This is a genomic window from Streptomyces sp. NPDC101227, from assembly GCF_044767545.1.
Classification (GTDB): Bacteria; Actinomycetota; Actinomycetes; order Streptomycetales; family Streptomycetaceae; genus Streptomyces.
Map to the genome: position 1 here is coordinate 123,360 of NZ_JBIWOD010000016.1, position 24,279 is coordinate 147,638.

The following is a 24,279-nucleotide window of genomic DNA, read 5'->3' on the forward strand; positions in this document are numbered from 1 at the left end:
ACGAAGCGGTTGGTGCGACCCTACGGCCGGGCCCGATCGCTGAGACCGGTTCGCCTGAGCGGGCGCGCTCCGGTTAGGTTTCGAGCATGACCGATGCTGCTACTTCCGCTTCCCGTACGACCGGCGCCGTCGCCGCCGGGCTCGCCACCGTCGCCTCCGACGGCACCATTCTCGACACCTGGTACCCGGCGCCCGCGCTGGTCGCCTCGCCCGCCGAGGACCTCGGCCCGGCCGGCACCGAGCGGCTGGAGGACGAGCGCGCCACGGATCTGCTGGGCCCCGCCGTTCTCAAGGCGATCGGTCCCGACCCGGTCCGTGACGTGGAGGTCGTGGCCGTCCGTACGGTCATCACCTCGCTGGACGACAAGCCGCTGGACGCGCACGACGTCTACCTGCGCCTGCACCTCCTCAGCCACCGGCTGGTCAAGCCGCACGGCCAGAGCCTCGACGGCATGTTCGGCCTGCTGGCGAACGTCGCCTGGACCTCGCTCGGCCCGGTGGCCGTCGACCAGGTGGAGTCGGTGCGGCTGAACGCCCGCGCCGAGGGGCTGCACCTGATGGTCACCAGCATCGACAAGTTCCCGCGGATGACCGACTACGTCGCGCCCACCGGCGTGCGCATCGGCGACGCCGACCGGGTGCGGCTGGGCGCCCACCTCGCGTCCGGCACCACCGTCATGCACGAGGGATTCGTCAACTTCAACGCCGGGACGCTGGGCACCTCCATGGTCGAGGGCCGGATCAGCGCGGGCGTCGTGATCGGCGACGGCACCGACATCGGCGGCGGCGCCTCCACCATGGGCACCCTCTCCGGCGGCGGCAAGCAGATCATCGCGATCGGCGAGCGCTGCCTGCTGGGCGCGGAGTCCGGTATCGGTATCGCGCTGGGCGACGAGTGTGTGGTCGAGGCCGGTCTGTACGTGACCGCGGGCACCCGCGTCACGCTGCCCGACGGCCAGATCGTCAAGGCCCTGGAGCTCTCCGGCGCCGACAACATCCTCTTCCGTCGCAACTCCACCACCGGCACCGTCGAGGCCCGTCCGAACAAGGCGGTCTGGGGCGGTCTCAACGAGATCCTGCACAGCCACAACTGACGCCGCATCGCCCGACGGCCCGGTGGGAAGCCCCGCCGGGCCGTCGGCGTGTTCGAGGGGGTGCCCGGTGCCTGCGCGGGCGCGGAACGGCGCCTGCTCCCGGCGCGGGGACGGGGGCCGCTTTGCGCTGGTGCCAAGGGGGGCGGGGGTGGGTCACCATGTCGGGGACGGTGTTCCACCAACCGCGCCGGGAGGCGGCATGAGGCTGGGCAAACCGCTCGCTGTCGGCATCGCGGAGGAAGAAAAACCACAGGCCGGGGAGGTGCTGGCCGAGGAATGGGGGGCCGGGGCTTGGGCGGCCGTCGAGCCGCTGGACGAGGTGACGGTGGGCGGGACCGGGGACCCGGGCGCGCACTTCGCCGGGGCTCTGGTCGCACGATGAGGCTGCGGCTGCCGAGGGAGCGTCCCGCCGAGCCGCCCCGGGGATACAAGCTCGCCAACCCCGTGCTGTCCGAGGACTGCGGCCGGATCGGGTTCGCGGGCGTCGCGATCGGCGGGGCACAGCCGTACGGCGTGGTGGACGAGGCGCGGTGCATGTACGGCCGGCGGCACCGCTGTCCCGCCCTGCGCTGCGACTGCGGCTTCTACTGTCTGCACACCCTCGCCGCGGCACAGGGCCTGGCCCGGGTGGGCGCGCACCGCCGGGCGGCGATCCTGGAGGTCACGGTGCTCGGCGCGTACATCCGCTTCGAGCGCGGGATGCGCTATGCCCGCCAGCGGGTACGGGTCGCACGCATCGGGCCGTGCGGCTGCGGGCTGCTGCCGGAGGTCTTCGTGGACGCGGGCTGGGGACGGACCGGCTGGCGGGCGCTGGCCGGGGTCTGCAAGGGCTGTGCGGCCGGGCGCGACGAGGTGAGCTTCGAGGACTTCGTGCGGATCGGCGGCGGCCGGCTGCGGGTGGTGCCCGGCCACCGGGAGGCACGGGCCGACGCCGCGGCGGACAGGGGCCCCGCCCGCCGCGCCCCGGAGCCCGCCGCCGAGGCGAGCGCGATGCAGGCCCGACTCGACCGGCTCCACGGGCAGTTGGGGCGGCTGGCCGGCGAGGTGTGAAGGGCCGGGGCGGCGCGGTGTGAAGGGCCGGGCACGCGTGCGTAACCATCCGACACGGGTGTGCGACCGCCCCGCACCGCGCCGTTAGGCTGTGCCATATGCGTGATCTTGTAGCGGGGATGCGGTATCTGGGCAAGGGGCAGCGCTGGGTCGCCGGCCACGGCCGGTGGTGGGGATTCGGACTGATCCCCGCGCTGATTACCTTGGTGCTGTACGGCGCGGTGCTCACCGTGCTCGCCATCTGGTCCGGCGATATCGCCGCCTGGGCGACGCCGTTCGCCGACGACTGGGGCTCGCCCTGGCAGGGCCTGCTGCGCGGGGTGTTCGTCGCGCTGCTGTTCGCGGGCGCGCTGATGCTGTCCGTACTGACCTTCACCGCCGTCACGCTGGTCATCGGCGACCCCTTCTACGAGTCGCTGTCGGAGCAGGTCGAAAAGAGCGAGGGGCACTGCCCGCCGGGACCGGACCGGCCGCTGTGGCAGGAGATCTGGATCGCGCTGCGCGACAGCGTCCATGTGCTGCTGCGGGCCGCCGGGTTCGGGGTCCTGCTGTTCGCCCTCGGGTTCCTGCCGTTCATCGGGCAGACCGTGATCCCGGTCATCGCCTTCTGCGTCAACGGCTTCTTCCTCGCCGTCGAGCTGACCTCGGTGGCGATGCAGCGCCGGGACATTCCGGTCACCGAGCGGCTGCGGCTGCTGCGCGGCCGCAAGGCGCTCGCCGTCGGCTTCGGCACCCCGATCGTGCTGCTGTTCCTGATCCCGTTCATCGCCGTGCTGCTGATGCCGGGTGCGGTGGCGGGCGCGACGCTGCTGGTGCGGGACCTCGTGGCAGACGGCGATGGCGACGGCGACGGGGACGGGGACGGGGACGAGGGCCGGCGGGAGCCGGAGGGAGCCCCGTACGGGCAGGCCGCGCCGTACGGGCCCACGCCCGGGCAGGCCGCACCGTACGGGCAGGCGGCGCCGTACGGACAGCCCGCGCCCTACGGCCAGGCCGCCCCGGGGCAGCCCGGGCCCTACGGACAGCCCGCCCCCGGCGGATTCGGACCGGCCCCCGCCCCCTACCCGCCGCACCAGGGCCACTGACCACCGCACGCAACGATGAACGGCCGCCGCACCCGAAGGTGCGGCGGCCGTTCGGCCGTCAGGGGCCCTCACCCGTCCGTCAGGTCTCCCGCGAGGGGGCCTTGAGGTCCTGGGTCCGCTCGGCGGCGGACTCCTCCGGCATCCTCTGCTCCCGCTCGCGGCCGCTGCGCCGCTCCGCGGCACGCTCCTTGCCCGGCTTACGGTCCTGCGCCTTCGTCATGCTGACTCCCTCGTCGGGGCTCGTCGGCCCGCTGGGCCCGCTGGACTCGGGGGCTCACGGACCCCGCAGGGCCCGCCGGGCTCCTCGAGCCGAAGCGGTGCTTACCAGCCCAGTAGCGCACCCCGGGTGACGAGCGGCGCCCGGACCGGGGCCGATGGAGTGAGGGGAGGTGACAGCCGGTGACCTACGGCTTGACGCGCAGCACCTGGGGATCGTGGTCGCTGGCCTGGTCGGCGTACTCGGCGTTGATGTGGACGATGTCGTAGTCGGCCCCGGCCAGCGCCTTGGTGGTGAGCATGTGGTCCAGGACCTGGGAGTTGCCCTGGTAGACGTAGCCGTAGCGCTCGGCCTTCGGCAGCCCGCCCACGAGGTCGGTGAGGACCCCGCCGTTCGTCAGGTTCTTCAGCGCGGCCGAGAACTGGTAGTCGTTGAGGTCTCCGGCGACGACCACCTTGGCCTTGGGGTCCTTGGCCAGCAGGTCCTTGACGAAGCCGTTGACCAGCTTGGCCTGTGCGGTGCGCTGGGTCTCCGAGCTGCGGGCCGGCGGCTGGAAGCGGCTGTCCAGGCCCTGGTCGCCGCCCTTGGAGTTGAAGTGGTTGGCGATCACGAACACCCGGCTGCCCGGGCGGCTCTTGAGCGCGAACTGCCCGACGAGGGGCTTGCGGCTGGTCTTCCACGCCTGGTCGGCCGGCGCGATCCGGCCCGGCGAGGCCGACAGCCCGGCCTTGCCGTGGTCGTCGACGACCTTCACCGGCGTGGTGGCGTCGCCGCCCTTGACGTCCGTGAACGCCACCCGCGCGGGGTTGAACAGGAACACATTGCGGATGTTGCCGCCGGGCTGGCCGCCGTCCTGGTCGTTCTGCGGGTCGATCTGGCGCCACTCGTACGCGGGGCCGCCCGCCGCCTTGATCGCGTCGGTGAGCTTCTTCAGGGTCGCCCCGGCGGTGACCGTGCCGTCGTCGGTGGCGCCGTTGTCGTCCTGGACCTCTTCCAGCGCGACCACATCGGGCGCCGAAAGATTGGTCACCAGTGCCTTCGCCAGCCGGTCGAACTTCGCCTGCGGGGTGGTGGGGGAGAGGTTCTCGACGTTGTACGTGGCCACGGCCAGCTCGCCGGACTTCTGCTTGCGGGTGGTCTCCGGGGCCGGGCCGTGGTCGGTGACCTTGCCCAGCTCGGTGGCCTGGAGGGTGTAGCCGCCGAAGTTGTCGTAGTCCAGCGGCCCGGCGGTGGTGCCGGTCAGCTCGTCGCCGACATCGGCCACCGGGAACGGCCGCTGGGAGAAGGGAATGAGCGACTGCACCTTGATCCGGCCGCCGTTGGGGTCCGCGTACGAGCCGTAGAGCGTGCCGCCGCGGGCCGTGCGGTTGTGGCGCGGCTCCGCGGTCACCCACAGCTCGTTGTGGGTGTTGGTCGCGCCGACGACCGGGGAGCCGCCGACCGAGACCCGCATGCCCTCCAGGGACTCATAGCGGTCCAGCGCGTACGAGGCGGGCTTCAGCTTGAGCGACTCGATGCTCTTGCCGCCCGCGTCGGGGGCGTAACGGCCCGGCACCGACGCCGGGTTGAGCTTGAACGCGGCCGGCAGTGGGGTGTTGGCGGCGGTGACCTTCCAGGTGGCGCCGGTGATCTCGGTGACGGACTGGAGGCCGGCGTCCTTGCCGCCGGGGTAGTACTCGCTGACCGTACCGGCGAAGGTGATCGCATCGCCCACGGAGACCTTCGGGGTCTCCTTGCCGGTGAAGACGAAGACGGCCTCGCTGGTCGCGTCGTTCTTGTCCGGGTGCGGGTCCTGCACCCAGAAGCCCCGCGCGGAGCCGAAGGAGCGGACCGCGGTGACCGTGCCGGGGACGTCGCTGACCTGTTTCCCGGCGAGCGGGGATATTCGGGTGCTGCCCTGGATGTCGTGGATCCGGGTGCCGGCCGCGTGGGCGGACTCGGTGGCGGTGATCAGTCCACCGGTCAGGGCGGCCACGGCCACCACGCCGACGACGGCCGGCCTGCGGAGCGAACGAGGGGACGGCATGCTGTGCCTCCGGAAGAAAATGGGGGGTAGGGGGGTGAAGACAACGGAGCGTGCGGAGCGGGACCGGCGCTCGTACGCTACGCGCGTCAATCTCCGTTCTGGGTAAGGAAGTTGTCAAGGTTCTCCCGGTGACCGGGAGCGTACGCGGGGGTGAACCGTCCGAGATACGGCAAATTCCGTCTACGCTTGGGCGTCGCACGAGCCCGTAGTCCCCTTCGAGGAGCTGAGCCCCAGATGTCCGCAGACCGCCCCACTCTGCCGCCGGTGCGGCTGCACTCCGAAGCGGAGCTGGCCCGGGAGGCGCTCGGCGCCCCGCTGATGGCCCGCGCCGCCAAGCTCGCCCGCTGGGCCGAGCGGGGCGTGCCCGTCGGAGCCGGCGGCGAGATCCTCGAGGAGGCACTGGGCGCCGCCACCGAGCACCTGGGCCTGGCGGGCGACGAGGACGGGCCCGCGTACACCGCAGAGGCCTGGCAGCTGGCGGTGGACACCGGACTGGTGGAGATCGAGGAGAGCCCCGAAGGCGAGGACGTCGAGGACGGCCAGGGCGGTGACGAACTCGCCGCGGTCGGCACCGCCACCCCGGGCGAGGAGCTGGGCCTGCTGACCTCCGGCAGCCCGCACGACATCCTCGACATCTGGCTCCAGGGCATGGAGACGGTGCTCGCCGACGCGGCCGCCCCCGACTTCTCCGACATCGCCGACCAGATCGCCGAGGGCGGCGAACTGGACCTGGACGCCATCGACTGGAACCCGGAGGAGGAGGCCGAGCTGCTGGACGGCATCCTCGGCAACCTCTATCTGCTCACCGCCGTGAGCGAACGCCCCGACCAGGACGTCCCGCTGCCCGCGCTGGCCGCCTCCATGATCGTCCCGGACGATATGGACGAGCCCACCGACGACATCCTCGAAGAGGTCTCCGAGGCGATGATGCGCCTGGACGACCAGTTCCGGATGCTGGAGCCGATCGGGCTGGTCGCCTACCAGCCGGTCGACGAGGCGCTGATCGAGGAGCTCGACGAGCAGGGCGAGACGGTCCGGTCGGCCGAGCCGCTCACCGACGAGGACGTCTCGCGCTACGGCATGGTCCGCCTCACCCCGCTCGGCGTCTACGCCGTCCGCGCCCGGATGCTGGACGCCGGTGTCCACGCCCCGGCCGTCGGCGACCTCACCGACAAGGGCGCCGACGTCCTCCTGGAAGCGCTGCCCGACTACCCCGAGCCGCTCGCCCAGGCCGAGTCCGAGCTGTGGCTCGCCGCCCGCACCCCCCTCGACGCCTCCCGCGATCTGCTGGGGGCCGCCCGCGGCGACGACGACCGCGCCCCGCTGCGCCGGCTCGCCGCCCAGCAGACCCTCTCGCTGGTCTCCCCGGACGCCGAGGCCGCGCTGCGCGAGGTCCTCGACGACCGGCAGCTGGGCGGTCTGGCCCGGGTCTGGCTCGCCGAGCGTGCGCTGCCCGGCATCCCCGAGCCGTCCCAGGACATGATCTTCTGGCTGACGGTGGACACCATCGCGGCGCAGCTGGAGGGCGCGGACGATGAGACGGCGGCCGAGCTGCGGGACCTCGTCCAGAGCCTGACCGAGCAGCACAGCGGGTTCTTCGACACCGTCTGGCGGGTTGAACACCCGGCCACCGCCGATGTCCTGGAGGCCATGGGCCGGCTGCACCCGGACAAGAAGGCCGCCAAGGAGGCCCGCAAGGCCGCCTTCAAGGCGCGGTCGCGGCGGACCGGCTGAGCCGGCGGACTCCTCGGTACGCGCGGCGGGTGACCTGAGCGGTCACCCGCCGCGCGTGTGTGAGGGGCAAACGCTTCCTGGGCTTCGGGCCGCGTTCAACTGGAGTTCGACGGCGCACGAGAGCGTGTGCGGCGCAGACACAGGGGAAGAAACCGGCCGTCCAGGAGATGACTATGCCGCTCACCCGGAGAGACTTCGCCAAGCGTTCCGCCCTCAGCGGCGCCTCGGTGGCGCTGGCCGGCAGCGTCGGCGTGCTGGCCACCGCGCCCGGCGCCATCGCCGAGGAGGCCCCGGACCCCGGGCCCGACGGCACCGTGGACGGCAGGGCCTTCGGCTACGGCCCGCTGCTCCCCGACCCGGACGGCATCCTCGCGCTGCCCGCCGGATTCTCGTACCGGATCATCACCCGGACCGGTGTGACCAAGCTGGAGAGCGGGGAGTCCACCCCCTCCAACCACGACGGCACCGGCACCTTCGCGGGCCACCGCGGCACCACGCTGCTCGTCAACAACCACGAGCTCAAGGGCCCGCGCGCCGACTGGCCGCACCCGGTGCCGCTCGCCGACGGCCTGGTCTACGACCCGGCGGCGGCCGGCGGCTGCACCGTCGTCGAGGTCGCCAAGGACGGCACCCCGGTCGGCGAGTGGGTCGGCATCGCCGGTACGTCCACCAACTGCGCGGGCGGCACCACCCCTTGGGGCACCTGGCTGACCTGCGAGGAGAACGAGGACAAGGCCGGCCAGCACGGCATGACCAAGGACCACGGCTATGTCTTCGAGGTCGACCCCCACGACAGGAAGGCCTGCCGCGACCCCCGGCCGATCAAGGCGCTGGGCCGCTACGCCCACGAGGCCGTGGTCGTCGACCCCCGGCGCGGCCACCTCTACCTGACCGAGGACGCGGCCGGCCCCAACGGCCTGCTCTACCGCTGGACCCCGCCCAAGGGCTTCGAGCACGGCCACGGCAAGCTGCGGACGCTGGCCGATGACGCCGGTGTGCTGGCGGCCCCCAAGTGCTTCGACTCCGGCGGCCGTTACGTCGACGACCTCTCGCGCGCCACCAAGGTCGGCACGGTCTACGGCGTCGACTGGATCGAGGTCCCCGACCGCGACGCCCGCACCGTCTCGGTCCGCAAGCAGTTCGCCGAGGGGGAGATCACCCGCGCCCGCAAGCTGGAGGGGATGTGGTGGGCGGACGGCGGCGCGTACATCGTCTCCTCCTTCGCCCGTGAGGAGAGCCCCGTCCAGCACGATGGGCAGGTGTGGTTCTACGACCCCCGGCGCCGGACGCTGACCCTGAAGGTGCGGTTCGGCGTCAACCCGGAGCCGGGCAAGGACGGCGCCTACGACGGCCCCGACAACATCAGCGTCTCGCCCTACGGCGGGCTGATCATCGCCGAGGACGGCGAGGGCGTCCAGCATCTGTTCGGGGCGACCGAGGACGGCCGTACGTACCCCGTGGCCCGCAACGACCTCAACATCGGCACGGCCGACGAGCCCGAGTTCAGCGAGTTCACCGGGCCGGTCTTCTCGCCCGACGGGCGGACGCTGTTCGCCAACATCCAGGAGCCGGGGATCATGCTGGCGATCACGGGGCCGTGGAAGCGCATCAGGCGGCAGCGCTGAGGGAGTCGGTCGCCGCGGCCGTGATGACGTAGTAGTCCAGCAGGCCGGTCCGGTACGCCGTCAGATAGTGCCGCGGCCATTCGTCGCGCAGTTCCGGCCGCTGGGCCATATAGCGGTCGTACGGTTCCCAGACCGCCTCGCCGATCGCCCGTACCCGGACGTCCCGCAGCCCGGCCGCGGCCAGCGTGTCGACCACGTCGTCGATCACGTACGGGACGTCCAGGCCGTCGGCGTACGGGGGCAGCAGCTCGGGCAGCGCGCGGGCGGCCTCGGGGATGCGGGCGAAGAACGTCGTCAGCGCCAGCCGGCCGTCCGGGCGCAGCACCCGTGCGCTCTCCCGTGCGAAGCCGGGCAGGTCGCGGAAGTGCTGGGCGGCCTCGACGGAGTAGAGACAGTCGACGCTCGCGGCGGGCAGCGGGAGGCGCTGGGCGGCGCCCTCGACGAAGTCCAGACGGGCGGCGGCGTCCGGCGGCCCGGCCAGCAGCTCCGCGTTCGCCTCGCGGGCGCGGGCGATCTGGTCCGGGTGCACGTCCAGGCCGGTCACCGGTCCCAGGCCGAACTCCCGCAGCGCCAGTGCGCAGCCCAGGCCGCGGCCGCAGCCGACCTCCAGGGCGCTGCGGCCCCGCGTCCGCTCGAAGGTGCCCAGTACCAGGCGGTAGAGCTCCTGCTCGCTGCGGACCCGGTCGGCCTCGCTCAGCGGCCCGTTCGCGTGGTCCGGCAGCCATGCCCAGTAGCCGAAGTTGATGAAGCCGCCGGCGAAGGCGGGCACGGTGGCGAGGTCGTGCTCCCCGTAGAGGGCGGCGACCCGTTCGGGAAGGTCCGGGCCGTCGCCGTCCGGCTGGTGTGGCATGGTCGAGGGCTCCTCAGGGGCGGGATCCAGCGCGTGTGCGGATGACACGATTGTGAATCCTGAGGACGGGAGAGGGGCGTAACCACACACCCGGCGTCCCCCGCGCCGGCCCGGCCGCGTCCGGCCGGGCCGGTGAGGCGTTACAGCGCCGCGGCCGCCGGCTTGACCATGCCGCGTACCGTGCGGGCGTCGACGAACTCGCCCATCGCCGTCATCTCCCACTCGCCGGAGAACTGGCGGATCAGCTTGGCCATCATCACGCCGGTACGGGGTTCGGCGTTCGTGAGGTCGAAGCGGACCAGCTCCTCGCCCGTGCCCGCGTCGCTCAGCCGGCAGTAGGCCTTGGCGACGTCCGAGAACTTCTGGCCGGAGAAGGAGTTCACCGTGAAGACCAGGCCGGTGACCTGCGGGGGGAGGCCGCCCAGGTGGACGGTGATGACCTCGTCGTCGCCGGAGCCGTCGCCGGTGAGGTTGTCGCCGGAGTGCTGGACCGCGCCGTTGAGGATCATCAGCTTGCCGAAGAAGCAGTTGTCGATCTTCTTGCGGTCGGGGCCGTAGGCGATGACGGAGGCGTCCAGGTCGACGCTCTTGCCGCGGAAGGCGGGCTCCCAGCCCAGGCCCATCGTGACGGAGCTGAGGAGCGGCTGCCCGCCCTTGACGAGGGAGACGGTCTGGTTCTTCTGGAGGCTGACCCGGCCCTTGTCGAGGTTGATCTTGCCGGTGCCCGGGGCCGCCGGGGCCTGCGCCGGGGGAGCGGACGGGGCCGGGGGAGCGGCGGCCTGTGCCGGGGCGGGCGCGGCCGGGGGCGCGGGCGGCGTCTGCGGGGCGGCGGCCGGCGCGGCCGGCTCCTCCACGCTGACGCCGAAGTCGGTGGCGATCCCGGCCAGCCCGTTGGCGTAGCCCTGGCCGACCGCGCGCACCTTCCAGACGCCGTTGCGGCGGTAGATCTCGACGACCACCAGCGCGGTCTCGGTGCCCAGCTGCGGCGGGGTGAAGGAGGCGATCACGCTGCCGTCGTCGGCGCTGCGGACCGTGCCGGTCGGTTCGGTGCCGGAGAACGTCGCACCGGGCGCGTCCAGGCTCGCGGTGACCACGATCTTCTCGATGTCCTCGGGCACCGCGGAGGTGTCCACCGTGATGGTGTCGCCGCTGCCGCCGGCTCCCGTGGTGTGTGTCACGCCGGGGCCGTTGGGCTGGTTGTAGAAGACGAAGTCGTCGTCGGAACGCACCTTGCCGTTGGCGGTGAGGAGCAGGCCCGACACATCCAGCTGTGCGGGGGCGGTGACATCCACCGCCACCCGCGTGGCGGTGAGGGGGAGATTCGAGCCAGGAGTCATAGCGGTCATGTCAGAGGTAACGATCGGTCGGCTTTTGCGGTTCCATTACCCGGCGCCGGCCCTCGACCCGCCGACGGGGCATCCCGCCGGGCCCGCCGCCGTGCGCATCGTCAGTGCCGTTCGCGGGAGTTGCCGAAGAGCAGCCGGTAGGCGATCAGCAGGACCAGGGCTCCGGCGATCGAGGCGATCCACATGGAGGGTTCGCCGATGTCCTTCGGTATCGGGCGGTGCAGGATCTTCGTGGACAGCCAGCCGCCGATGAAGGAGCCGGCGATGCCGATCAGGGTCGTGCCGACCAGGCCGCCCGGGTCCCGTCCCGGCAGCAGGACCTTGGCGATGACGCCCGCGATCAGGCCCAGTACGAGCCAGGTGACGATGCCCATGAGGTGTTCCTCGTTCCTGCCGGGAGGGTTGGTACACCCACGAGGACGCGGCGCGGACGGCGCGGGTTCCATGGCGTGGCGCGGGCCACGTTCAGTGCGGCCACCGTGGCGGGTCGGTGCAGAAGGCGCCGCCGAGGTGCGCGTGTTCCGGGCCGCCGGGGTCGAGCGCGCCCTGTGCGGCGATCAGGGCGGCGGCGTAGGGCTCGGAGTCGTCCTGCGGGTCGTAGCCGAGCGCGCGGGCGGCGGACAGGTCCCACCACAGACGGGTGTTGGCGGAGGAACCGTAGACGACGGTGTGCCCCACGTCCGGGGCGGTGAGGGCGGCGTGCAGCAGGCGCGCGGCGTCGGCCGGGCTCAGCCAGAGCGACAGCATCCGCACCGTGGTGGGTTCGGGGTAGCAGGATCCGATGCGGATCGAGACGGTCTCGATGCCGTGCAGGTCCCAGTAGAGGGAGGCGAGGTCCTCGCCGAAGCCCTTGGACAGGCCGTAGTAGGTGTCGGGCCGGCGGGGGGTGTTGACCGGGATCGCACCCGAGCCGTCCGCGGGGCGCGGGGTGAAGCCGACGGCGTGGTTGGAGGAGGCGAAGACGATGCGGTTCACGCCGGCCTCGCGCGCCGCCTCGTAGAGCTGGTAGGTGCCTTCGATGTTGGCCCGCAGGATCTGCTCGAACGGGGCCTCCAGGGAGATGCCCGCGAGGTGGACGATCGCGTCGACGCCCTCCACGGCCTTGCGCAGCGCCTCCTTGTCGGCCAGTTCGGCGGTGATGGCGTCCGGTTCGCCGGCTGTGTTCTCGATGGATCGCCGGTCGAAGAGCCGGAGCGCATAGCCGTAGGGCGGCAGCAGCTCGCGCATCAGGGTGCCGAGGCCGCCGGCGGCGCCGGTGAGCAGAACGGTGCGGGGTGCGGTCATGGGCGGGAACTCCTCCGCTGAGCTGAAGGGTTTTGGGGGCGGACGGTATTCATATGCGTGGAACGCTAGGAAGGCGCTCGCCGGCCGGTCAAGACGCTTGACCGACCTGGTGAATCCGCTTGCCGGGCGGGAGTTGTGGGGTCTTGACCGGTGTGAGGGGCTGCTCTAGCGTAACGAGCGTTCATGAGTGTGGATGCTGGTCATGAACGTGCACGGCAGATGCGCAGATGCCTCAACTCGCCAGGGAGAGCCCGTGACCGCACATCCTCCCCCCGCCACCGCCGCGAGGTCCCCCCGGCTCGCCGACCGTCTCGACGGGCCGCTGTTCTTCCCCGTGACCGCCTACGCGAGCGACGGCACCCTGGATCCGGAGGCGTTCCGCGCCCATGTGCGGGGCGGGATCGAGGCGGGCGCGCCCGCCGTCTTCGCCTGCTGCGGCACCGGCGAATTCCATGCGCTGACCCCGGCGGAGTTCGCCGAGTGCGTCGCCGCCGCGGTGGAGGAGGCCGGCGGCCGCGTCCCGGTGATCGCGGGAACGGGCTACGGCACCGCGCTCGCCGGCCACTTCGCCCGCCTCGCCCGGGACGCGGGCGCCGACGGGCTGCTCGCCATGCCGCCGTACCTCGTCGTCGCCGGGCAGGAAGGCCTGCTGCGGCACTACACCGAACTCGCCGCCGCCACGCCCCTGCCCGTCATCGTCTACCAGCGCGACAACGTCGTCTTCGAGCCATCCACCGTCGTCGCGCTGGCCACTACGCCGGGCATCGTCGGCCTCAAGGACGGCCTGGGCGACCTCGACCTCCTCCAGCGCATCATCAGCGCGGTCCGCACCGAGGCCCCCGACGAGGACTTCCTCCACTTCAACGGCCTGCCCACCGCCGAACTCACCGCCCCCGCCTACCTGGGCCTGGGCGTGCGCCGCTACTCCTCCGCCGTCTTCGCCTTCGCCCCCGAGATCGCCCTCGCCTTCCACCGGGCGCTGACCGGCGGCGACCAGGACACCGTCGCCCGGCTGCTGGACGGCTTCTACCGGCCACTGGTCGAACTGCGCAACCAGGGCCGCGGCTATGCCGTTTCGCTGGTCAAAGCCGGCGTACGGCTGCGCGGCCTGGACGTCGGCGAGGTCCGGCCGCCGCTGAGCGAACCGGCCCCCGCGCATGTCGAGCGGCTCGCCGCGCTCATCGACCACGGGCTGCGCCTGGCGTCGGCCGCGCCGGACGCATGATGCGCAGCGCCGCCTTCCTCTACCCCTGGGACGTGGTCGGCGACCCCGGGGCCGCCGAGCGCCTCGCCGGCCTCGGCGTCCAGCAGGTCACCCTGGCCGCCGCCTACCACTCCACCCGCGCCCTCACCCCGCGCCACCCCCGCCACCGCATCGTCACCGCCCGGCACGCCGCCGTCCTCTACCCGCCGGACCCGGCGCGCTGGGCGGGCCGGGCGCTGCGCCCGTACGCGCAGGACTGGGTGCCCGGCGCGGACCCCTTCGACGAGGCCGCGCGGGCGCTGACCGCCGCGGGTCTCGAGGTCCACACCTGGGTCGTCCTGGCGCACAACTCCCGGCTGGGCGCCGAGCATCCGGACTCCGTCGTACGCAACGCCTACGGCGACCCGTACCCCTGGGCGCCCTGCATCGCCCGCCCCGAGGTCCGCGGCTACCTCGTCGACCTCGCCGCCGAGGCGGCCGTACGGCCCGGCGCCCGCGGCAGCGAGCTGGAGTCCTGCGGCTGGTACGGACTGGCGCATCTGCACGCCCACGACAAGACCGGCGGCGTGCCGCTCTCCGGCGCGGCGCAGTATCTGATGTCGGTGTGCTTCTGTGCGGTCTGCGCCCAGGGGTACGGCGAACTCGGGCTGTCCGCAGGGGAGTTGAGGGGGTCCGTGGTCCGTGCCCTGGAGCCGGTGTGGGCCGGTGCGGACGGCGGGCCGGACGAACGGGCGGCGGGGCGCGCGGAGGAGTGGGCGGCGGTCGAGGCGCTGGTGGGCGCGGAGTGCTCGGGGGTGCTGCGCACCTGGCGCGACCGGGTGGCGCGGTCGTTGCAGCGGGCCGCGGTGCGGGCCGTACGGGAGGCGGCGGCGGGCCCGTTCCGGGTGCTGCTGCACGCCGACCCCGCAGCGCACCGCTGCGGCGCCAACGCCGGGGTGGACCCGGCGGAGGTGCTCGCGCATGCGGACGGTGTGGTCGTGCCGTGCACCGGCGACGAGCGGGCCCGCACCGATGCGCTCGCCCCCTTCGGCGACCGCCCGGCGGGGGCCACCGTCGCCGCCAACCTCACCGTCGTCTCCGGCCTGGGCGGCCGGCCGGGCACCCTCGCCGCCGACGCCGCCCACGCCGCCTCGCTCGGCGCCACCGAACTGCGGCTCTACCACGCGGGGCTGGCGAGCGGCGGCGATCTGACGGACGTACGGGAGGCGCTGCGCTTCCTCGCGGGCGAACCGGGTGAAACGGGCGAAACGGTCGCCTGAGTGCCGTGCCCGGCCGCGGCCGCGCGGGGCGCCGCCGCGGGCCCGGTCAGTCCCGGCGGCCCGCGTGCCGGCGCCGCAGGACCCAGCTGCCCCCGGCGGCAATGGCCAGCATCAGGCCCGTACCCGCGAGAACCTCCGTGGTGCCGGCCGCCTCGCCCGCGGCGCCGGCGTCCGCACCGGCACCGGTCTGCACCCCGCCCCTGGGCATCGGGCCCCGCGCGCCGCCCCGGTCGGCGGGCGCCGTGCCGGCGCTGACCACGCCGGTGAGGTCCCTGCCGTCGGCGCAGCTGCCGCCGAGGGCGTAGTTGCCCGGCCGGGTGTCCGGCCGGACCTTGAGCGAGCCGACCAGCGCGCCCCCGTCGCCGCCGGGCCGCAGCGTGACGATGCCGCCGCCCAGCGTGCCGGCGTCGACGGTTGCGGACCGGCTGTGCCCGCAGTCCCTGGTGGTCAGCGACACGCTGGAGCCCGCCCTGGCCGGTTGCGGGGAGGCCTGGACCTCTCCGAAGTCGCCGGCGAACGCCGCGGGCGCGGCGAGGACGAACGCGGCGGCGCCGAGCGCCGCGGCGGTGCGCGGCCGGGCCGGTCGCAGGGGTGGCAGGCATCGCATGGCGGGACCTCCGCGAAGCGCGGCCTGCGGCACGCCGTTGTGCCACCGGGGGAGGTCCGCGCCTCTTGATCCCCGAGCTAATCGGTACCGCGGCGGCCGGGCCCGCCCGGCCGGGACGAATGGGTGAACGGCCGCACCCCAGGAGCAACGGCGGCGGCGTGCGTGCTCACCCCGGCCGCACGAAACCGCACTCGTACGCCGCGATCACCGCCTGGGTCCGGTCCCGTACGCCGAGCTTGGCCAGCACCCCCGCCACATGCGTCTTCACGGTGGCCGGGCCGACGCCCAGCCGGTCCGCTATCTCGGCGTTCGTCAGGCCCGCCGTCATCTGCCGCAGCACCGCCCGCTCCCGCTCCGAGAGCCGGGCCCCCAGCGCCCGCGCCGCTTCGCCGGCCGCCCGCTCCCCGGCGTGCCGGGCGGCCAGCGCACGGACCGCGGCCGGGAACAGCAGCGAATCGCTGCGCGCCACCATCCGCACGGCCTGCACCAGCTCCTCCGCCCCGCACCGCTTGAGCAGAAACCCGCTGGCACCGGCCCGCAGCGCGTCATACACATACGCATCGTTCTCGAAGGTCGTCACGACGATGATGCGCGGCGGCTCCGGCATCCCCGCCAGCACCTGCTCGGTCGCCCGGATCCCGTCGATCTCCGGCATCCGTACGTCCATCAGGACGATGTCCGGCCGCAGTTCCCGGATCAGCGGCACCGCCCGGGCGCCGGTCGCGGCCTCCCCGACCACCTCCATATCGGCCTCGGCGCCGAGGATCGCGCGCAGCGCGGTACGCACCATCCGCTCGTCGTCGGCGAGGAAAACGCGGAGCGCCGCGGCGCCCTCGCGCCCGCTCACCGTGCCGTCCCCGCTCACCGTGCCGTCCCCGCGATCGGCAGGGTGGCCGTCAGCCGCCATACGCCCTCGTGCGCGGCGCCCGTCGCCTCGCCGCCCAGCAGCCGGGCCCGCTCGCCGATCCCGCGCAGCCCGCGACCGCCACCCGTGCGGTCCGCCGCCCTGGCCGTATCCACCGGATTCTCCATCGTCAGCCTCAACTCCCCCTCGTATACGCGCAGTTGAATCGTCACGGACACCGGTCCGGCGTGCCGCAGCGCATTGCTCAGCCCCTCCTGCACGATCCGGTACGCCTCCCGCGAGACCATCGGCGGCAGCCCCGCGACGTTTCCCTCGACCGTCGCCGCGATGCCCAGGCCCGCCGCGCGGGTGCGGTCCAGAAGGGCGTCCAGGCCGTCCAGGGCGGGCGCCGGGGAGGTCGGCCGGGCGCCGTCCTCCTCGCGCAGCAGCCCCAGTACGGCGTCCAGTTCGGCGACCGCCTCGCGGGTGGTCTCCTCGATGGCGGCCAGCGCCTGACGGGCGAACTCCGGGTCCGCGTCCAGCACCCGGCCCGCCGCGCTCGCCTGGAGGGTGACGGCGCTGAGCGCATGCCCCACCGAGTCGTGCAGCTCGCGGGCCAGCCGGTTGCGGGAGGCCAGGTCGGCGGCCCGGCGCTCGGCGGCGGCGAGCCGGTCGGCGGGCGTCGGCCCCAGCAGCACCGGCGCCAGACGGGCCAGCAGCTTCCCGGCCCCCCAGGCCGTGCCGGCCACCAGCGCCAGGAGCGCCACCCCGGCGAGCGGGCCGAGCGCGCCGGGGACGGCCGACCGCCACGGCGGCCAGACGCGCCGCAGCGACGCCCAGAACGGAAGCGCCATCAGCGCCAACGCGGCCGGCGGCGCGGCCAGCGACATCCCGCTCACGATGCCGCCCGCCGTCTGGTGCACCACGAACCACAGCGCGGTACGCCGCCGCGCGGCCCAGGAGTACCCCGGCCCCTCGGCCAGCAGCTCCCCCGGCACCCCGCAGAACGTCCGCACCGCGCTCGCCGCGATCGGCCGCGCCGGCGCGAAGAGCAGCGTGGTCAGCCAGACCAGGGGCAGGGCGGCGCCGAACGCCAGGAACTGGACCGTGACGTCGCGGTAGGGGTCGGCGCCGCCCATGGCCACCGACACGATCACCGACGTCAGCAGGAAGTACGGCATCAGGATCGCGCCGCCGATCACCAGATGGACCCAGCGCAGTCCCTGCCGTCGCAGCCGGTTCAGCCGCGGCCGGTTCAGTCGCACCGCGCGGCCTCGGCCTCGCGCCCCGCCTGGCGCTCCGCGAAGAAGTGGGCCCCGGCCGCGGCCACCAGTATCCCGGTGATCATCTGCACACAGTAGGTCAGGTTCATCGGCGGAGTGGGCAGCTTCGGGTCACCCGCCGCGCAGTTCAGCGTCGTCAGCAGCAGCCAGCCACCCCAGCAGGCCAGCGCGCCCGAGCCGGTCCAGGCGGCAACCAGCGGCACCAGGACGGGGACCCGGCGCCCGCGCCCGTATCCCAGCATCAGCACGCCCGCCACCGTGAGCACGGCGAACAGGACGTAGGAGGCGTCGTTCACCCGGGCGTCGAAGTCCTGCACCGCGGCCCGTTCGGGTCCGAGACCGGCCGTGCCGCCGGCGGCCCACACCAGATGCATCGCGGCCGGGATCAGGGCCAGGGCGATCGCCACGCCCCCGGCCAGCCGGCGCGCGGGGCGAGTGGGGCCGGCGGGCAGGTCCCCGATCCGGCCGCGCCACAGATGGCCCCAGCGTTCCCGGGCATACAGGACGAAGAGGGTGCCCAGGGCCAGGGCCTGGACGATGAAGCCCGAGTAGACGACGCTCCACACCCAGGGATCGAGCAGTGCGGCGGCGCCGTCGTCGGCGACCTTCGAGCCGCGCAGCGCGGCGGCCGGCGCCTGGACCGGGAACGCCGCGACGATCGGGGCCAGCAGCCCGCTCGCGCACCACATCGGCAGCGCCAGGAGCCAGGACGGCACCCTCCGCCCCCAGGGCCGGGTCAGCAGGAACGCCAGCGCGATCACCGCGGCGTCCATCAGCACGGTGAGCGCGTTCAGCGCCATCAGGGAGTTGCCGTCCCGGCGCAGCGCGCTGCCCTCGGGGATGCCGATGCGGCTGCCCGCGATCCAGCCGACCTTGAGGGCGAGGTAGGGGACGCAGGCGGCGAGGGTGACGGCCCGCAGCGCGGCGCGAACGGCCCTTCGGGGGGCGGGAGGCAAGGCGGCCGGGGCGCGGTGGCCGGTCTCTGTGGTCATGGTGACCAGCGTTGCGGCGCCACGGCCCCGCCGCCTCGCCCCCGCCGGCGATCCTCCTCCGCCGTACGGGGGAGGAGGAACCGGTACCTCAGAGGCCCGGTACCTCAGAGGCGGCGGGTCGCCAGCGTCAGCCGGTCGCGGGCGTCGAACAGCATGTCCTTGATCATCTGCTCGTGGTCGGGCGTCAGCCGGGCCACCGGCACCGAGCAGCTGACGGCGTCCCGGGCCGGGGTGCGGTAAGGGATCGCGAGGCCGAAGCAGCGCAGCCCGAGGGTGTTCTCCTCGCGGTCCACCGCATAGCCCTGTTCGCGGACCGCGTGCAGCTCCTCGATGAGCGCCTCGCGGTCGGTGATGGTGTGTTCGGTCAGCGCCGCGAGGGTGGGCGGCAGCAGCGCCCGTACCTGGTCGTCGGTGTACGTGGCGAGCAGCGCCTTGCCCAGCGAGGTGGAGTGCGCGGGCAGCCGGCGGCCGACCCGGGTGAAGGGGCGCAGATAGTGCTGCGACTGGCGGGTGGCGAGGTAGACGACGTTGGTGCCGTCCAGCCGGGCGAGGTGGATGGTCTCCGTGGTGTCGTCCGAGAGCCGGTCCAGCGTGGGGCGGGCGGCGGCCACCACCTCGTCGCCGTCGATGTACGACGTACCGACCAGCAGCGCACGCACGCCGATGCCGTACCGCGTGCCCGTCGCATCGGTCTCGACCCAGCCCAGCTCGACGAGGGTGCGCAGCAGCATGTAGAGGCTGGACTTGGGGTAGCCGACGGCCTCCTGGACGGCGGCCAGGCTGTGCATACCGGGGAGGCCCGCGAAGTACTCCAGCAGCTCCACCGTCCGCACCGCCGACTTGACCTGAGATCCCCCGGTATCGGCAGCTGACATCGCCCTTGACCCCTCTGTTCGGACCGCCATAGAGTCCCGGTTATTCACCATCTGGGACGATGTTCAGCATATCGAACGCCGTCCAGGGTGCGGCAAGTCCTCGGCCGGTCTTCGGCCGGTCTTCGCGCAGGAGGAATGCACGGTGGCAACAGCGGCAGCAGCACCAGTCTGGAGCGTCGACCCCCGAACCGGGAAGCGCCGCGAACAGGTTGCGGTGGAAGCCACAGAGACCGAAGTGGACCAGACCGTACGGGCCGCGCACGAAGCCCGCGCCGCCCTCGCCGACCGCCCGGTCCGCGCCGCCCTGCTGCGCCGCGCCGCCGAGCTGCTCGACGAGGCGGGCGAGGCGGTCATCGAGGCCGCCGACGCGGAGACCGCGCTGGGCCCCGGCCGGCTCACCGGCGAACTGAGCCGCACCACCTACCAGTTGCGGGCGTTCGCGGACACCGTGGCCGAGGGCGCCTTCCTCGACGTACTGATCGACCACGCCGACCCCGCCCTGGCCCCGCCGCGCCCCGACCTGCGCCGCTACAAGATCCCGCTGGGCGCGGTCGCCGTCTACTCCGCCTCCAACTTCCCGCTCGCCTTCTCCGTCCCCGGCGGCGACACCGCCAGCGCCCTCGCGGCCGGCTGCCCCGCCGTCGTCAAGGCGCACCCCGACCACCCCGCCACCTCCGAGCTGTGCGCCGCGCTGCTGCGCCGCGCCGCCGCCGACGTCGGCCTGCCCGAGAGCGTGGTGGGCCTGGTGCACGGCTTCCAGGCCGGCCTCGACCTGGTGCGCCATCCGCTGATCCGCGCCGCGGGCTTCACCGGCTCGGTACGCGGCGGGCGCGCCCTGTACGACGCGGCCGCGGCCCGCCCGCAGCCCATCCCCTTCCACGGTGAGCTGGGCAGCCTCAACCCCGTGGTCATCACCGAGGCCGCGGCCGAGGAACGCGCCGAGGCGATCGGCGCCGGGCTCGCCGGATCGATGACGCTCGGCGTCGGCCAGTTCTGCGTCAAGCCCGGCCTGGTCCTGGCGCCCGAGGGCGCGGCCGGGGACCGGCTGCTGACGTCGCTGACCGCCGCCGTCAGCGACACCGAGGCGGGAGTGCTGCTCGACCGGCGGATGCGCGAGGCCTTCCTCGACGGCGTCCGCAGCCGCGCCGAACTCCCCGGCGTCCAGGCACCCGTGACCCCGGGGCCGGGCGGTACGCACACCGTCAGCGCGGGCTTCCTCACCGTCCCCGCGGCCCACCTCACCGAGGAAGGGCCGCACGACGTGCTCCTGGAGGAGTGCTTCGGCCCGGTCACCGTCGTCGCCCGCTACGCCGACGACGCCGAGGTCGGCGCCGTCCTCGCCCGGCTTCCCGGCAACCTCTCCGCCACCCTCCAGCTCGGCGAAGCGGAGAGCGCCGGAACGGACGACACCGGGCGCGGCGCACGGGGCGCGCGGCTGCTCGCCGAGGTCACCCCGCTCGCCGGCCGGGTCGTCGTCAACGGCTGGCCGACCGGCGTCGCGGTCGCCCCCGCCCAGCACCACGGCGGCCCCTACCCGGCGACCACGTCCACCTCCACCTCGGTGGGCGGCACCGCCGTCGAACGCTGGCTGCGCCCGGTCGCCTACCAGGACACCCCGCCCGCCCTGCTCCCGCCCGAACTGCACGACGACAACCCGCTCGGCCTGCCGCGCCGCGTCGACGGCCGCCCCGAGGGCGGGTAGCGACCGTGCGCCGAGCCGGCGACGCCGCATCCCTCCAGGTCCGCCCCGCCACCGCCGCGGACCTGGACGCGATCGCCCGCCTGCACGCCGCCGCCCGCGCCGCGTACCACCGCAGCCGCTTCCCCGACGCACCCTTCGACACTCCGGCCGAACACGCCCGGCGGCTCGCCGCCTGGGTCCGCGTCCTGGACCAGGACGACACGCCCGCACTGTGCGCCGTACGGCAGGACACCGTCGTCGGCGCCGCCGCCTACCGCCACCGCACCCCGGCCGCACCGCCCCGCGCGCCCGCCACCGTCACGCTCCACCAGCTGCACGTCGACCCCGGCCACTGGGGCACCGGCGTCGGCCGCGCCCTGCACGCCGCCTGCCTGCACGCCTGGCACGCGGCGGGCTGCTCACGGGCCTTCCTCGAGGTGCTCTGGCACAACCGCCGCGCCCGCGCCTTCTACACGGGCCTGGGCTGGCGGCCCGATCCCGAGCGCCGCCCCGCCCCCGACGCCACCCACCTCAGCCTGACGCTCCCGCTGGCCGCTCCCGCCGCGCGATGAGCTGGAGCCGCCCCACGCTGCGGCCGTCCAGGGTGCCCACCGTGTCCTCCCGCTCCCGCACCACCGAGAACCCCGCCGCCCGCACCAGCCCCCGCAGCCACTCCGGCGGATGGTGCCGGAACACCCCGCCATCGGGCGTCCCGAAGACCCCGTAGGTGCCGAACCGCCCGGCGAAATACTCGTACCGCTCCCGGTTGAGCGGATCGCTCTGCAACGGCACATCGCTCAGATACAGCACCCCGCCGGGCCGCACCAGCCGCCCCAGCTCCCCCACGATCTCCCTCTGGTCCGCGTCCTGCGGCACACACGTCAGCACCGCGAACAGCAGCGCCGCATCGAACTCCCCGTCCGCGAACGGCAGCGGAAACCCCGACCACCGCATCAGATCCGCCCCCGGATGCTCCCGCCGCCCCCGCTCGACCAGCGCCGCCGAGAAGTCCACCCCGCGCACCGAGCGGTACCCGAGCCCGGCCAGCTCGGCGGTCAGCCGCCCATAGCCGCAGCCGTAGTCCAGCACCCGCGCCGTGACCGGCACGAACTCCTCCAGCAGCGCCGTATCGAGCGGATGGGTGAACGTCTTGGCCGCTCCGGTGGTCTCCCAGAACCCGGCCGCATTCTGTGGGGTGGTCATGCCCGGACCGTACCCAGGGAATAGCCCGGCGCCCGCGCAGGTTGTAGCTGCGTCCACCCACACGTCAGCAAGACACCGGGCACCGGGCTCACGGCCCGAAGCACAGTGCCCCAAAGCACAGTGCACAGTGCCCACGACAACGAGGAAAGCACGAACCCCATGCGCGTCGAGATCTGGTCCGACATCGCCTGCCCCTGGTGCTACATCGGCAAGGCCCGCTTCGAGGCCGGGCTCGCCGCGTTCGCGCAGCGGCACGACGCCCACGACGTCGAAGTGGTGCACCGCTCCTTCGAGCTGGACCCCGGCGCGCCGGCGGCCACGGACGTCCCCGTGCTCGACATGCTGGCCGCGAAGTACGGCGTCAGCCGGGAACAGGCCGAGGCCATGGAGGCCCGGGTGGCGGACGCGGCGGCGGGGGAGGGCCTCGCCTACCGCTCCGACCGGATCCACGGCAACACCTTCGACCTGCACCGGCTGCTGCACCTCGCGAAGGCCCACGGCGTCCAGGACGCCCTGCTCGGCGCCTTCTACCACGCCAATTTCGCCGAGGCCCGCACGCTCGCCGACCCCGCCGTGCTCACCGAAACGGCCGTCGCGGCGGGGGTGCCCGCCGACGAGGTCGCCCGGGTGCTGGCCGACCCCGGCGCATACGCCCAGGAGGTACGCGCCGACGAGCGGGAGGCGGCGGAGCTGGGCGCCACCGGTGTGCCGTTCTTCGTCATCGACCGGCGCTACGGGATCTCCGGCGGCCAGCCCGCCGAGGTCTTCCGGCAGGCGCTGGAGCGGGCCCACGGTGACAGCGCCGTCCAGATCCTGCCGTCCGGTGACGCGGAGGTCTGCGGGGACGACGGGTGTGCCCTGCCCGGCAGCTGAGCGACACGGCGAGGTGCCGTGGACGGGGCGCGGACCGTCCCGCACAGTGGAGGCATGCAGCGACATGCGCCCCTGGGCGGGGCGGACTTCACGCCCGAGACGACCTACCTGAACACCGCCGCGAGCGGGCTGCTCCCGCGGCGCAGCGCCGACGCGATGCGCGCCGCTCTGGAGGAGTCGGCGTCCTACGGCACCATGGGCCGCGACTACTTCGGGCCGTCCGCTGCCTCCCGGGCCGCCTTCGCCCGGCTGCTGGACATCCCCGAGGAGCGGGTCGCCCTCGGCAGTTCGGTGGCGGTGCAGTCCGCGTTCGTCGCTGCCTCGCTGCCGCCGGGCTCCGAAGTGCTGGCCCCCGAGGGCGACTTCAGCTCCCTGGTCAATCCGCTCGCCGTGCGCCCGGGGATCACGCTGCGCACCGTACCGCTGGAGGCGCTGGCCGAGGAGGTGCGGCCGGGGACCGCGCTGGTCGCGTTCAGCGCGGTGCAGTCGCTGGACGGCAAGATCGCCGACCTGGCCGCCGTACGGGAGGCCGCGCGGGCCCACGGCGCGCGCACCTACCTCGATGCCACCCAGGCCGCCGGCTGGCTGCCGCTGCGCGCCGCCGACTACGACTTCCTGGTCTGCGGCGCCTTCAAGTGGCTGCTGTGCCCGCGCGGTACGACGTTCATGACGTTCGGCGGCGACGGCGCGCCGGACGTCGAGTCCTGGCCACGGCCGCTGCACGCGGGCTGGGTGGCCGCCGAGGACCTCAACGACGCCAACTTCGGCCCGGTACGGCGGCCGGCCGGCACCGCCCGCCGGTTCGACGAACCGCACGCCCACTTCTCGTACGTCGGAGCCGAGCGGTCGCTCGCCCTGCTGGAAGAGCTGGGCGTGGCCGCCGTCCACGCCCACAACACCGCGCTCGCCGAGCACTACCGCGCGGGACTGGCCGCGCGCGGCCTGGCGCCCCGCCCGGCACCCGGCTCCGCGATCGTCTCCGCCCCGGGCCTGGCGGATGCGGAGGGCCGGCTGGCCGAGGCGGGCGTACGGGTCTCGGTGCGCGGGGGCCTGCTGCGCGCGGCCTTCCACCTCTACAACTCCACCGATGACGTCGACCGGCTGCTGGATCTGATCGGCCCCGGCGGCGGCACCTCCGGGTGAATCG

The 24,279-nt window shown here is 73.9% G+C and carries 24 protein-coding genes; 12 read left to right on the top strand and 12 right to left on the bottom strand.

What is annotated here, in order from left to right; translation table 11 throughout:
* The first annotated feature begins 86 nt into the window (after window positions 1–86).
* From dapD to ACIRPT_RS30815, 4 genes are all read left to right on the top strand, one after another.
* Window positions 87–1,094, top strand: coding sequence for a 2,3,4,5-tetrahydropyridine-2,6-dicarboxylate N-succinyltransferase (dapD, locus tag ACIRPT_RS30800; RefSeq protein WP_403507307.1), 1,008 nt, complete (start codon window positions 87–89; stop codon window positions 1,092–1,094).
* Window positions 1,095–1,293: 199 nt separating this feature from the next.
* Complete coding sequence (locus tag ACIRPT_RS30805; protein WP_403507309.1) at window positions 1,294–1,476, top strand: hypothetical protein; 183 nt, start codon at window positions 1,294–1,296, stop codon at window positions 1,474–1,476.
* Window positions 1,473–2,144, top strand: coding sequence for a hypothetical protein (locus ACIRPT_RS30810; RefSeq protein WP_403832986.1), 672 nt, complete (start codon window positions 1,473–1,475; stop codon window positions 2,142–2,144). Before ACIRPT_RS30805 ends, ACIRPT_RS30810 begins: the two co-directional genes overlap by 4 nt.
* A 98-nt stretch (window positions 2,145–2,242) precedes the next feature.
* A complete protein-coding gene (locus ACIRPT_RS30815; protein ID WP_403832989.1) occupies window positions 2,243–3,229 on the top strand; it encodes an EI24 domain-containing protein in 987 nt (328 codons plus the stop codon).
* A 79-nt stretch (window positions 3,230–3,308) separates the two neighbouring features.
* Here the strand turns inward: ACIRPT_RS30815 and ACIRPT_RS30820 are convergent, their stop codons facing one another.
* Both ACIRPT_RS30820 and ACIRPT_RS30825 read right to left on the bottom strand, forming a co-directional pair.
* Window positions 3,309–3,449, bottom strand: coding sequence for a hypothetical protein (locus ACIRPT_RS30820; protein ID WP_403507315.1), 141 nt, complete (start codon window positions 3,447–3,449; stop codon window positions 3,309–3,311).
* 184 nt (window positions 3,450–3,633) lie between these two features.
* On the bottom strand, window positions 3,634–5,472 hold the full coding sequence (locus tag ACIRPT_RS30825; protein ID WP_403832993.1) for an endonuclease/exonuclease/phosphatase family protein: 1,839 nt from the start codon (window positions 5,470–5,472) through the stop codon (window positions 3,634–3,636).
* Window positions 5,473–5,706: 234 nt separating this feature from the next.
* Between ACIRPT_RS30825 and ACIRPT_RS30830 the strand changes: the two genes are divergently transcribed.
* Together ACIRPT_RS30830 and ACIRPT_RS30835 are read left to right on the top strand one after the other, a co-directional pair.
* Window positions 5,707–7,206, top strand: a complete 1,500-nt coding sequence (locus ACIRPT_RS30830; RefSeq protein WP_403832995.1) for a hypothetical protein — start codon at window positions 5,707–5,709, stop codon at window positions 7,204–7,206.
* Between the two features lie 173 nt (window positions 7,207–7,379).
* The gene (locus tag ACIRPT_RS30835; protein WP_403832998.1) at window positions 7,380–8,831 is read left to right on the top strand and encodes an alkaline phosphatase PhoX; all 1,452 of its coding nucleotides are present in this window, start codon (window positions 7,380–7,382) and stop codon (window positions 8,829–8,831) included.
* Here the strand turns inward: ACIRPT_RS30835 and ACIRPT_RS30840 are convergent.
* From ACIRPT_RS30840 to ACIRPT_RS30855, 4 genes are all read right to left on the bottom strand, one after another.
* Window positions 8,815–9,729, bottom strand: a complete 915-nt coding sequence (locus ACIRPT_RS30840) for a class I SAM-dependent methyltransferase (protein ID WP_403833000.1) — start codon at window positions 9,727–9,729, stop codon at window positions 8,815–8,817. The two genes, ACIRPT_RS30835 and ACIRPT_RS30840, sit on opposite strands and share 17 nt — an antisense overlap.
* Before the next feature lie 92 nt (window positions 9,730–9,821).
* Window positions 9,822–11,027, bottom strand: coding sequence for a TerD family protein (locus ACIRPT_RS30845; RefSeq protein ID WP_403833003.1), 1,206 nt, complete (start codon window positions 11,025–11,027; stop codon window positions 9,822–9,824).
* Between the two features lie 101 nt (window positions 11,028–11,128).
* The gene (locus ACIRPT_RS30850) at window positions 11,129–11,401 is read right to left on the bottom strand and encodes a GlsB/YeaQ/YmgE family stress response membrane protein (RefSeq protein ID WP_400067852.1); all 273 of its coding nucleotides are present in this window, start codon (window positions 11,399–11,401) and stop codon (window positions 11,129–11,131) included.
* Between the two features lie 91 nt (window positions 11,402–11,492).
* On the bottom strand, window positions 11,493–12,311 hold the full coding sequence (locus ACIRPT_RS30855) for an NAD-dependent epimerase/dehydratase family protein (RefSeq protein WP_403833005.1): 819 nt from the start codon (window positions 12,309–12,311) through the stop codon (window positions 11,493–11,495).
* A gap of 253 nt (window positions 12,312–12,564) precedes the next feature.
* On the opposite strand from ACIRPT_RS30855, the gene ACIRPT_RS30860 reads away from it, so the two are divergent.
* A complete protein-coding gene (locus ACIRPT_RS30860) occupies window positions 12,565–13,536 on the top strand; it encodes a 5-dehydro-4-deoxyglucarate dehydratase (RefSeq protein WP_403833007.1) in 972 nt (323 codons plus the stop codon).
* Complete coding sequence (locus tag ACIRPT_RS30865) at window positions 13,536–14,774, top strand: hypothetical protein (protein ID WP_403833166.1); 1,239 nt, start codon at window positions 13,536–13,538, stop codon at window positions 14,772–14,774. Before ACIRPT_RS30860 ends, ACIRPT_RS30865 begins: the two co-directional genes overlap by 1 nt.
* A 46-nt stretch (window positions 14,775–14,820) precedes the next feature.
* Here the strand turns inward: ACIRPT_RS30865 and ACIRPT_RS30870 are convergent, their stop codons facing one another.
* The 5 genes from ACIRPT_RS30870 to ACIRPT_RS30890 form a co-directional block, all read right to left on the bottom strand.
* Window positions 14,821–15,381: a hypothetical protein gene (locus tag ACIRPT_RS30870; RefSeq protein WP_403833010.1), complete on the bottom strand. Its 561-nt coding sequence runs from the start codon at window positions 15,379–15,381 to the stop codon at window positions 14,821–14,823.
* Between the two features lie 166 nt (window positions 15,382–15,547).
* On the bottom strand, window positions 15,548–16,288 hold the full coding sequence (locus ACIRPT_RS30875) for a response regulator (RefSeq protein WP_403833013.1): 741 nt from the start codon (window positions 16,286–16,288) through the stop codon (window positions 15,548–15,550).
* Window positions 16,243–17,406 carry a sensor histidine kinase gene (locus ACIRPT_RS30880; protein WP_403833169.1) on the bottom strand — a complete coding sequence of 388 codons (1,164 nt, stop codon included), beginning with the start codon at window positions 17,404–17,406 and terminating at the stop codon, window positions 16,243–16,245. Before ACIRPT_RS30880 ends, ACIRPT_RS30875 begins: the two co-directional genes overlap by 46 nt.
* Window positions 17,407–17,480: 74 nt before the next feature.
* Window positions 17,481–18,500, bottom strand: a complete 1,020-nt coding sequence (locus tag ACIRPT_RS30885) for a hypothetical protein (RefSeq protein WP_403833015.1) — start codon at window positions 18,498–18,500, stop codon at window positions 17,481–17,483.
* Between the two features lie 104 nt (window positions 18,501–18,604).
* A complete protein-coding gene (locus ACIRPT_RS30890; RefSeq protein ID WP_403833017.1) occupies window positions 18,605–19,375 on the bottom strand; it encodes an IclR family transcriptional regulator in 771 nt (256 codons plus the stop codon).
* A gap of 142 nt (window positions 19,376–19,517) precedes the next feature.
* Here ACIRPT_RS30890 and ACIRPT_RS30895 point away from each other — a divergent pair, with 142 nt between their 5' ends.
* Window positions 19,518–21,077 (top strand): aldehyde dehydrogenase (NADP(+)), encoded by a 1,560-nt coding sequence (locus tag ACIRPT_RS30895; protein WP_403833019.1) that lies wholly within the window; start codon window positions 19,518–19,520, stop codon window positions 21,075–21,077.
* A gap of 5 nt (window positions 21,078–21,082) precedes the next feature.
* Window positions 21,083–21,628, top strand: coding sequence for a GNAT family N-acetyltransferase (locus tag ACIRPT_RS30900; protein WP_403833021.1), 546 nt, complete (start codon window positions 21,083–21,085; stop codon window positions 21,626–21,628).
* Here ACIRPT_RS30900 and ACIRPT_RS30905 read toward each other — a convergent pair.
* Window positions 21,588–22,259 carry a class I SAM-dependent methyltransferase gene (locus tag ACIRPT_RS30905; RefSeq protein WP_403833024.1) on the bottom strand — a complete coding sequence of 224 codons (672 nt, stop codon included), beginning with the start codon at window positions 22,257–22,259 and terminating at the stop codon, window positions 21,588–21,590. The two genes, ACIRPT_RS30900 and ACIRPT_RS30905, sit on opposite strands and share 41 nt — an antisense overlap.
* Window positions 22,260–22,418: 159 nt before the next feature.
* On the opposite strand from ACIRPT_RS30905, the gene ACIRPT_RS30910 reads away from it, so the two are divergent.
* Together ACIRPT_RS30910 and ACIRPT_RS30915 are read left to right on the top strand one after the other, a co-directional pair.
* Window positions 22,419–23,132 (top strand): DsbA family oxidoreductase, encoded by a 714-nt coding sequence (locus ACIRPT_RS30910; RefSeq protein WP_403833026.1) that lies wholly within the window; start codon window positions 22,419–22,421, stop codon window positions 23,130–23,132.
* 54 nt (window positions 23,133–23,186) lie between these two features.
* Window positions 23,187–24,275, top strand: coding sequence for an aminotransferase class V-fold PLP-dependent enzyme (locus tag ACIRPT_RS30915; RefSeq protein ID WP_403833028.1), 1,089 nt, complete (start codon window positions 23,187–23,189; stop codon window positions 24,273–24,275).
* The last annotated feature ends 4 nt before the right edge of the window (window positions 24,276–24,279 follow it).

What these genes read in the sequence shown, in the direction of transcription:
- ACIRPT_RS30870 (WP_403833010.1), bottom strand. Translation starts at nt 15,381, where the DNA reads ATGCGATGCCTGCCACCCCTGCGACCGGCCCGGCCGCGCACCGCCGCG.
- ACIRPT_RS30830 (WP_403832995.1), top strand. Translation starts at nt 5,707, where the DNA reads ATGTCCGCAGACCGCCCCACTCTGCCGCCGGTGCGGCTGCACTCCGAA.
- ACIRPT_RS30845 (WP_403833003.1), bottom strand. Translation starts at nt 11,027, where the DNA reads ATGACCGCTATGACTCCTGGCTCGAATCTCCCCCTCACCGCCACGCGG.
- ACIRPT_RS30915 (WP_403833028.1), top strand. Translation starts at nt 23,187, where the DNA reads ATGCAGCGACATGCGCCCCTGGGCGGGGCGGACTTCACGCCCGAGACG.
- ACIRPT_RS30810 (WP_403832986.1), top strand. Translation starts at nt 1,473, where the DNA reads ATGAGGCTGCGGCTGCCGAGGGAGCGTCCCGCCGAGCCGCCCCGGGGA.
- ACIRPT_RS30910 (WP_403833026.1), top strand. Translation starts at nt 22,419, where the DNA reads ATGCGCGTCGAGATCTGGTCCGACATCGCCTGCCCCTGGTGCTACATC.
- ACIRPT_RS30865 (WP_403833166.1), top strand. Translation starts at nt 13,536, where the DNA reads ATGCGCAGCGCCGCCTTCCTCTACCCCTGGGACGTGGTCGGCGACCCC.
- ACIRPT_RS30875 (WP_403833013.1), bottom strand. Translation starts at nt 16,288, where the DNA reads ATGGCGGCTGACGGCCACCCTGCCGATCGCGGGGACGGCACGGTGAGC.
- ACIRPT_RS30885 (WP_403833015.1), bottom strand. Translation starts at nt 18,500, where the DNA reads ATGACCACAGAGACCGGCCACCGCGCCCCGGCCGCCTTGCCTCCCGCC.
- ACIRPT_RS30855 (WP_403833005.1), bottom strand. Translation starts at nt 12,311, where the DNA reads ATGACCGCACCCCGCACCGTTCTGCTCACCGGCGCCGCCGGCGGCCTC.
- ACIRPT_RS30850 (WP_400067852.1), bottom strand. Translation starts at nt 11,401, where the DNA reads ATGGGCATCGTCACCTGGCTCGTACTGGGCCTGATCGCGGGCGTCATC.
- ACIRPT_RS30890 (WP_403833017.1), bottom strand. Translation starts at nt 19,375, where the DNA reads ATGTCAGCTGCCGATACCGGGGGATCTCAGGTCAAGTCGGCGGTGCGG.
- ACIRPT_RS30905 (WP_403833024.1), bottom strand. Translation starts at nt 22,259, where the DNA reads ATGACCACCCCACAGAATGCGGCCGGGTTCTGGGAGACCACCGGAGCG.
- ACIRPT_RS30825 (WP_403832993.1), bottom strand. Translation starts at nt 5,472, where the DNA reads ATGCCGTCCCCTCGTTCGCTCCGCAGGCCGGCCGTCGTCGGCGTGGTG.
- ACIRPT_RS30835 (WP_403832998.1), top strand. Translation starts at nt 7,380, where the DNA reads ATGCCGCTCACCCGGAGAGACTTCGCCAAGCGTTCCGCCCTCAGCGGC.
- ACIRPT_RS30815 (WP_403832989.1), top strand. Translation starts at nt 2,243, where the DNA reads ATGCGTGATCTTGTAGCGGGGATGCGGTATCTGGGCAAGGGGCAGCGC.
- ACIRPT_RS30805 (WP_403507309.1), top strand. Translation starts at nt 1,294, where the DNA reads ATGAGGCTGGGCAAACCGCTCGCTGTCGGCATCGCGGAGGAAGAAAAA.
- ACIRPT_RS30820 (WP_403507315.1), bottom strand. Translation starts at nt 3,449, where the DNA reads ATGACGAAGGCGCAGGACCGTAAGCCGGGCAAGGAGCGTGCCGCGGAG.
- dapD (WP_403507307.1), top strand. Translation starts at nt 87, where the DNA reads ATGACCGATGCTGCTACTTCCGCTTCCCGTACGACCGGCGCCGTCGCC.
- ACIRPT_RS30880 (WP_403833169.1), bottom strand. Translation starts at nt 17,406, where the DNA reads ATGCCGTACTTCCTGCTGACGTCGGTGATCGTGTCGGTGGCCATGGGC.